At 64.0% G+C, this 6,978-nt stretch carries 7 protein-coding genes and 1 pseudogene; 4 read left to right on the top strand and 4 right to left on the bottom strand.

The window, feature by feature from the left end:
* Window positions 1–266: 266 nt before the first annotated feature.
* From WBQ44_RS02345 to WBQ44_RS02335, 3 genes are all read right to left on the bottom strand, one after another.
* A complete protein-coding gene (locus WBQ44_RS02345; RefSeq protein ID WP_495565131.1) occupies window positions 267–2,159 on the bottom strand; it encodes an HNH endonuclease signature motif containing protein in 1,893 nt (630 codons plus the stop codon).
* Window positions 2,138–2,869, bottom strand: a complete 732-nt coding sequence (locus WBQ44_RS02340) for an aldo/keto reductase (RefSeq protein WP_495565124.1) — start codon at window positions 2,867–2,869, stop codon at window positions 2,138–2,140. Before WBQ44_RS02340 ends, WBQ44_RS02345 begins: the two co-directional genes overlap by 22 nt.
* Window positions 2,870–2,967: 98 nt before the next feature.
* Window positions 2,968–3,108: an aldo/keto reductase gene (locus tag WBQ44_RS02335; RefSeq protein WP_495565123.1), complete on the bottom strand. Its 141-nt coding sequence runs from the start codon at window positions 3,106–3,108 to the stop codon at window positions 2,968–2,970.
* Between the two features lie 165 nt (window positions 3,109–3,273).
* Between WBQ44_RS02335 and WBQ44_RS02330 the strand changes: the two genes are divergently transcribed.
* Entirely contained in the window at window positions 3,274–4,140 is an 867-nt protein-coding gene (locus WBQ44_RS02330) for an alpha/beta fold hydrolase (protein WP_495565122.1), read from the top strand.
* A gap of 43 nt (window positions 4,141–4,183) precedes the next feature.
* On the opposite strand, the gene WBQ44_RS02325 is transcribed toward WBQ44_RS02330, so the two are convergent.
* Window positions 4,184–4,819, bottom strand: coding sequence for a hypothetical protein (locus tag WBQ44_RS02325; RefSeq protein WP_495565121.1), 636 nt, complete (start codon window positions 4,817–4,819; stop codon window positions 4,184–4,186).
* Window positions 4,820–5,103: 284 nt separating this feature from the next.
* On the opposite strand from WBQ44_RS02325, the gene WBQ44_RS02320 reads away from it, so the two are divergent.
* The 3 genes and pseudogenes from WBQ44_RS02320 (at window position 5,104) to WBQ44_RS02310 (ending at window position 6,877) form a co-directional block, all read left to right on the top strand.
* Complete coding sequence (locus WBQ44_RS02320) at window positions 5,104–5,727, top strand: hypothetical protein (protein WP_495565120.1); 624 nt, start codon at window positions 5,104–5,106, stop codon at window positions 5,725–5,727.
* A 235-nt stretch (window positions 5,728–5,962) separates the two neighbouring features.
* Window positions 5,963–6,178 (top strand): annotated as a pseudogene (locus tag WBQ44_RS02315) (ABC transporter permease); the annotation flags it as partial.
* A gap of 42 nt (window positions 6,179–6,220) precedes the next feature.
* The gene (locus tag WBQ44_RS02310) at window positions 6,221–6,877 is read left to right on the top strand and encodes a pyridoxamine 5'-phosphate oxidase family protein (protein WP_495565119.1); all 657 of its coding nucleotides are present in this window, start codon (window positions 6,221–6,223) and stop codon (window positions 6,875–6,877) included.
* Window positions 6,878–6,978 lie beyond the last annotated feature (101 nt).

Below are 6,978 nucleotides of genomic sequence, written 5' to 3'. Positions count from 1 at the left end.
GCCGGGTTGAGATGGGGCTGTGGGTCGGTTGAAACGCGATTCGGTGGTCGTTTTGCTCTAGTTGGACGATCGACTCCGTGTCCAGCAGGTATGAGGCGGGCGCCACAAGGCCCACACCTCGGTTCTGACGACCATTGAGGTGGTTCTGATCCGACGGAATGGTCGGAGCGGTAGCAACCTTCCAGTCGTCGAACGAGGACGACCGACGGGTCGGTCTTGCTACCGACTTGTAGGTCGACACCTCTGATGCCATGAGTCGATGTGGACTAAAACGGTGGTGGTGCGTTCCTCTCACGTAGGCGGCGGATCGACTTGTGTTCGCGAAACCGTCGCCGCAGCAAGCGGACTCGGGTACGGGCGGCGTCGGTCGCCGCGGCACGGTAGTCGGCTGCGGTAGGAGATGGGGCGTCGGGAGCCATGTGTTTCTCCCACCAGGTTTCCTGCCCGACATCGGGTTCTGCGTGCTTTCGGCCCCGTTTTCGCTTCCGCGGAAGGGTGGGACAGCCCAGCTCGGGCAATGTCAGCGACCGGATGCCGGCTCGGGTGGTCCACAGAATGACTCCGCCCGCCAGATAGGCGACCGCGGCGGACCTATTGGTCTTGAGCAGGTGGTGCCCCGTGCACACCGGGTGCAGGTTCGTCTCGATGGTCCATCCTCCACGAGCAGGATCGTCGTGGTCGAAGGGAACAATGTGGTCGAGTTCGCAGCGCGTCGACGGGACGTCACATCCGGGATGTGTGCACATCCGGTAGGTCATGCGCACGCGTGCAGCAAGCTCGGATCCTGGGCGGTATGTCAGCGCAGCCTCGTCCGGTGTTGTGCGACCGCCGTGGCCGTCCGGATGCAGTCCCGCAGCCAACGCCGGGTCGGACTCGATCGCAGTCAAGAGCGCAGCAACGACGCGGGCGCGAACCGCCTCCTCGGCCGCAGACCCCGAAGCGCCGAGCACTCCGTGGCTGGGTGTCCGTTCACGAAACGCGGGTACCGTGCCGCCCCGTCGAATCCTGCCGCGGGACAACAACCGAGGCAGCTGGAGCACATCACCCCTCGGCGCGGCATCGCCCCGACCATCCCCGTTCTGGGAACCACCGCCCCCAGAATCACCGCCCGGACCACCGCCCGGACCACCGCCCGGGCCACCGTCGTCGGGGCCCCTGCCTCCTGGACAGCCATCGTCGGGATTCCAGCCCAAGGGATCGCATTCGTCCGGACCATCAGCGTCCGGACCAGCACCGTCCAGACCACCACTGCCCGGGCCGCCGCCATCCGGACCACTGCCGTCGGCCATTCTGCCACTAGATTCGTCGGGCACACCGCTGCGGCGGGCTTCTACGACCTCGAGCAGTTCGGTGAGCAGGCCCTGCCACTGGGCGTCCTCTGCAACGAGGCGGGCGGTCTCGGCATCGAGCGGAGTACCGTCGGGCAGCATCGCTGGGTCCTGGTTCAGCCCCAACAGTGTCTGCACATCGATCACGATCTGAATCAGCGCACCGCGCCGCCTATCCGGTGAGTCCGCCACACCGAACTGCGGGCACAGATCGCCTTGCCCGCACTGGCATTCGAGGGCGTGTTCGCCGTGCAGCAACGCCATCAAACCGTCGACGCGCACGGCCTTCGACGACCTCGGGTCCTTAGCGCAGACGGTCGACACTATTTCCTGCACGAGGGCTTCGGCCTCGGCGCCCTCGAGATCGGTGAGGGTGGCCTCGAGCACCGACCCGCCGTTCGGATCGGAGCGCACATGCACTCCCCGGCCCTGCTCTCGGGCCTCGGCGTGCGCGATGGCCGCCTCGTCACGGTCGTACGCACACCACATGCGCCACAGCGAAGATCGCAAAGCCCGCGGGTTGAGCCTCTCCGCCGCTGCCACTGCCCCGAATTCGAGCGCAGCGATCGTCCGGTCACTTGCTTTGCCGAGCACCGATGTCAACACGTGCACGCGCGCCCAGTCGAGTGCGCCGCACACGAACCTGACGGCGGTCAGCGGTAGTCGGCCGAGGGTGCACCCCACCTCGACAAGCGGACGGGCGACCTGCCGAGACACTCTCAACGCGACAGCGACTTCGCACGCCACCTCGTGCATGGTCTCCAACGCATCACCGTCGTTTCGCGCCGCGTCGGCCAAGCGGATGTCGGCTATCTCGCAGACCGTCTCCACGGTCCGTGCGCGCGCACGGTTTTCTTGCACACGGCACCTGGCCGCAAACCCGGACAAACCCGCAACACACGCATTCGCGGCGGCACTCCCGAGCGCACCGTCACCACCGAGCGCACCGTCACCACCGAGCGCACCGTCACCACCGAGCGCACCGTCGCTACCGAGGACACCGCCACCGTCGGACAGACCGGTGGCGTCCCCCGCCGAAACCCCCGTATCGAACATACTTTCGAATCTACCGCATCCCTCCGACACATTCCCAGGACTCGTTCGCTCACGCAGAATGGCACCGAGCCCGTTGGCGAACTCCAACCGAGGAAAAAGCGAGGCGCATGGCTGAGAGAAGGACCTCGCAGTCGTGCTGGGGAACGTCGACCCATCGGTCGACGGCTAGGCCATGGGCTCGACGGGGTCGGCACGTTGGATGCCGCGTCGAGTTCCGCTATGTCGTTCTTGTTGAGCATGATTCGCGCGGAGGCGATGTTGGCGTGCAAGTGAGCGATGCTGGTGGTCCCATGTAAAGGAATGACCGTCGCCGCGGCTTGTCGACCACGGTGATGGATCCACACAAGTGCGATCTGACCGGCTGTCGCTCCCGTGCGCGAGGCGATGCCGGCGAGTGAGCGGGCAACCGGGTTACAGCTGGTTTGATGGAGATTCCCGTGCCCGAGGGGTGAGTGCGCGACGAGTATGATCTCGAGTTCGGCCAAGATGCAAGAACGATTCCGTCGTTCGATGCGTCAAGGACCATTGCTCTTGCCGGCAGCGATGGGATGAACGGCATGAGCGCGTCGGACGTCGTCCAAAGTCACGTTGGACAGTCCCAGCGCCCGGATTTCCCGGCCTCGCGCAGTGTGGCCATCGCGGTGACGCTTTCTTCGATGGGTGTGTCTTCACTGCGATGGTGGAGGTAATACAGGTCGATGTGGTCGACGTCGAGGCGTTTCAACGAGCCATCGTCGCGACGTACCTAGGTAGATACCAACTTGCTGCATAGCGTGATGTTGTCGCGGTTGGCAGCGATAGCGCGGACGACCACTTCTTCGGGGGGGGGGTGTCCATACCCGCCCGGGGTGGCCGATGAGTTTCGCGCGCGGAGCGAGTCGACCCCTTCATGGACATACGAACACTGGCCCTTCCAGACGCAACGCTGACCTTTGACGTCCGCGGTGAACTCGCGCCGGGGGTGACTCCCCTCATGCTCATCGGATCGCCCATGGACGCCACCGGATTCACGACGCTGGCGTCCCACTTCGCCGACCGAGTGGTGATCACCTACGACCCCCGCAACACCGGTCGTAGCCTCCCTGCTGACGCCACAGCCGCCGTCACTCCTCGGCAACATGCCGACGATCTACATGCGCTGATCGAATCCCTCGCTTGCGGCCCGGTCGACATCTTCGCCTCGAGCGGCGGCGCAGTCAACGGACTGGAACTGGTCACGCATCATCCGGACGATGTGCGCACGCTCGTCGCCCACGAACCACCGGCCGGCGGCACGCTGCCCGACTGCGAGCACCTACACCAGGTGTGTTCGAACATGGTCGCGACCTACGACGCGAAGGGACTCGGACCGGCGATGGCCGCATTCATCGCCCTGGTGATGCACCGTGGCCCGATCGACGACGCCTACCTCGCGCAGCCCGCGCCGGAGCCGGCCGCGTTCGGAATGTCCGACAGCGACGACGGATCGCGGACGGATCCGTTGATGGCAAACATGCGCGGCGGCGGCGCGAACTATGCGCCCGACGCCGACGCGGTCCATGCGTCGTCCACCCGCGTTGTCATTGGCGTCGGCGAAGAATCCGGCGGGCCGGTCGACGGCGAAATGGCCGGTCGCGCAGGTTATGCCGTAGCAGCGCTGCTGGGGATCGACCCCACCGTGTTCCCCGGCGGCCACGCAGGGTTCGCCGGTGGCGAATTCGGCCAAACAGGAAAGCCCACCGAGTTTGCAGCAACATTGCGCACGGTGCTCGGGTGACCATCGGGACTTGTAGATGCAGTGTCGACAGGTGATTCTTTCCTTACCGGTCAGCGCGTACGAACAGGCTGTCCGGCATCGAAAGGTCGACACCCAGGATCCTCACGTCCATGTCGCTCCCGTTCGCGGACCCGCCGGGGGCAGACCCGACGTAGACGCAGATACCGGTCTGTACGTCGAGGCGCACGATTACCGGTGGTCCTGGAACCCAACGCTTGTGGGCGTAATCCCAGTGTCCGCTCAGCAGCGGGCAACATTCGCACCGCGCGTCGTACTTGTCCGTGGTGCGGGCGATCACCTGCCAAGCCGGACGGCCGTGATGCTCGACCGCTCGTACGTCGGAGAGTACGGTGACCGTCTCCGTAATCGAATGGTCGTGGGGAGAGCGGACGATTTCGATGGGGTTGAGCATCGCAATCCATCGGTAGTTCTCGTAGAACGGATCATCCCAGTCGACGAGTCGGGACTCTGTGTCGGAAGGCAGCGCCGACACCAGCCCGTCGGCGTCGAACTCAGGGATCGTGTCCGAAGCCCACCGCGCCTGCGGCTGCCGGGATACTCCGTCCGAATACGTCATCATCGTTCCTGCGAACGGCACCGCATCCCTAATGATTTCGATGATCGCGCCGTCCGCGGTTTCCACGCGCAGCGAACCGGGCCGTCGAATCCAGGCGTGCACCGGGGCAGTATTGCTATCGTCAACAAATTCGAACTCGGCTGTCCTCCAGCGCCACGGGGACGACTGAGCCAGCCGGCGGAACTGTTCGACGGTCGGGTTCTCGATCACGTCGAGTAATCCTGCCAGCGCTGGACCACCTGACGCGCGCCAATTTCATCTGACGACTGTCTTGCGCCGGGGCGAACCCATTCTTAGGTCGCCGCGACGAGGCCAGTTCGAGAGTGTCAACCGGACGCGAGTAGGCGTCGTCGACACCAGGCGCCGCGGGCGGCAGAATTGCCAGCATGAACGCACCGGTGTCTTCGTTCGTCCGTGACGTTCGAGCGTTGACGACGAAGTTGCTCGACGGCGTGATCGCCTTGCATTTGGAGTTGTGGGATCAGCCCGCGGGTTCGTTGTCGTGGACACGGTGGGAGACAGCGGAGCATGTCGCCGACGATTTGATGGTCTACGCCGCGACCGTGGCCGCGCCGACCTACCCCGACGACATCCCATTCGCGACGACCCGGCGTCGCACCGGTGCGCCCGACGAATTGACGCACTGCAATCGTGACGCAGGTCCCCACGGCCTCGCGGCGGTGATCGAGGCTGCGTCGAATATTTTGATCGCGACAGTAACGGTGAGTTCGCCGAACGTCGCCGTCGCCCACGTGTTCGGCAGGGCCAACGGCGAAGGTTTCGCCGCGATGGCCACAGTCGAACTGGCCGTGCATGGTCATGACCTGTTCGACGGGACCGGCGTCGAATGGAAGCCGGACGGCCCGCTGTGTCGTCGAGTCCTTACACGGCTGCTTCCCGACGTCGATGTCCCACCGGAGGAGCACCCCTTCGACCTTTTGTTGTGGGCGACGGGACGAAAGAAATTACCGAATCTACCGATGCGGACCGAATGGCGTTGGTACAACTGATATCTGCCGGTCGCAAGATGCCGCGAGTTGGGCAGCGCCGACTCGTGTGGTCGAGACCGGCCTGTATTCGAATGGCGCCGACCGTCGAGGAGTGATCTTCAGGTTCGTCCAGGTGATCGAACGGACGAGCTCGGCAAACTGCGCTGACGAGCGGTCAGCGCGACTTCGACAACAGCGAAGACTTCGACGAATCGCACGGACTGTCGGACCCCAGTCGTACCGTCCGAACACACAACTCAGTTCAGCCTTCGTTCCCACCGGCACGATGCCCGGCCCGGTGCAGTGGTTCGCCGAAAGCCAGCCCGTGACGTCGATCGTCGACACGATCCGCGCATTGTTCGCGCAGCAACCGGTAGGTCGAGAAATTTGGATGACACTGGCCTGGTGCGTTGGGAACCTGGTAGTGGCCTACTTCGCTGCTACGGCTGCCTACAAGCGGAGGATCGCATAGCTGCAGTAGGTTGGAAGCGCAGCCGAAGGGGAGGACGCGGGCGTGAGCAGTAATCACTACCACCATCTGATGTTCGGCCCGGCGGCGCTCGCGCGCCAACGCTCCAAGGGGAGCTACCAGGCCTACGGGTCACACACCGAACGTCCCGACACCGGCCCGATGCGTCTCGACACCCGAGAGACGGCGATCATTCGAGACGCCGACCAGTTCTACGTGTCGACCGTCGCCGAAACCGGCTGGCCGTACGTGCAGTATCGAAGTGGCCCCAAAGGATTCCTGAAGGTGATCGACGAGCGCACTGTTGGTTTCGCAGATTTCAGCGGCAACAGCCAGTATGTCACCGCGGCAAATCTCGACCACAACAGCAGAATTGCCATAATCCTGGTGAACTACCCGCTTCGACAGAGATTGAAGCTGTATGGCCGCGCTCGGGTCGTGGAGGCTGTCGAAGATTCGGAATTGATCGAACAGCTGAAGCGACTGGGCGAGAAGACCGTTGCATCGCAATGCGAGCGAAGCATCGTGATCGATATCGAGGCGTTCGATTGGAACTGCACCCGCAGCATCATCCCGCGATACGACGACGAGTACGTCCGCCGACTGTCCGCGCTGTATCAGCGCGACGCAGCGAAACGTGAGGAAGAGTTGCTCGGGCGAATCGCGGAACTGGAAGCGAAGCTCGGCAAAGGATCTGGGTAAAGGGCAGGCGTGCTCCGTTACATACGTGTGTTCACGAAGCGGTCATCCCGAAGTACTGGAACGACGCGGCTGGCATCGACTTCCGCTGCAATGGAGACATC

The organism is Rhodococcus sp. (in: high G+C Gram-positive bacteria) (assembly GCF_049591685.1).
In the GTDB taxonomy this organism is placed as follows: Bacteria; Actinomycetota; Actinomycetes; order Mycobacteriales; family Mycobacteriaceae; genus Rhodococcoides.
This window is presented reverse-complemented; position numbering and strand designations above follow the sequence as displayed.

What these genes read in the sequence shown, in the direction of transcription:
- WBQ44_RS02330 (WP_495565122.1), top strand. Translation starts at nt 3,274, where the DNA reads ATGGACATACGAACACTGGCCCTTCCAGACGCAACGCTGACCTTTGAC.
- WBQ44_RS02320 (WP_495565120.1), top strand. Translation starts at nt 5,104, where the DNA reads ATGAACGCACCGGTGTCTTCGTTCGTCCGTGACGTTCGAGCGTTGACG.